This window comes from Paenibacillus sp. sg306046 (assembly GCF_059821225.1).
The window spans coordinates 1-597 of record NZ_JCAMRT010000101.1; the positions used below are offsets into that span (position 1 = coordinate 1).

General features: G+C 51.9%; 1 protein-coding gene. It reads left to right on the forward strand.

Translation table 11 applies throughout. The annotated features are described in order from the left end of the window. On the forward strand, positions 1–597 hold a 597-nt coding region (locus tag AC6ROY_RS25475), incomplete at both ends, for an NEAT domain-containing protein (protein ID WP_500103357.1).

Below are 597 nucleotides of genomic sequence, written 5' to 3' on the forward strand. Positions count from 1 at the left end.
AAATGGATCATAAGATCCGGTTGAAGCTGTCGGCGGCAGATAAAGCCAGCCTGCAGGCGCTGATCACGTCGGTACAAAGCAAGCACGATGCAGCAGTAGAAGGCAACGCAGTCGGGCAATATCCGACAGGCGCGAAGAGCACTTTGCAAGCGGCAATTGATGAAGCTAAAGTAACGGCAAACAACGCGGTAGCGCCGCAGCAAAGCGTAGATGCAGCTGCAGCTGCGCTACAGCAGGCTGTGACAGCTTTTGAAGCATCTGTGATTGTGACTGTGCCTGGCGGAGGCGGAGGAAGCCAGCTTCCGGACGGCGAATATGCCATTCCATTTCATATTTACAAAAAAGGAACTTCTGACAACTCCGTTATGTACGATTATGTGGACAAGGACAGCGGAAAGCTGACCGTGGCGGGGGATCAGAAGTACATCTCGTTTAAATTGAAGCAGCACGCAGAAATTTTGTCGTTTAAAACAGAACGCGAAGGCGCGTTGGTGGAAACCGATCGCGTGAATGTGGATACGGGTGCAAATACGCGTGTCGTCCGTTTCCCGGTCCATGACCTGAACGCGCGGTTAAACGGCTGGGTGAAAATTTACT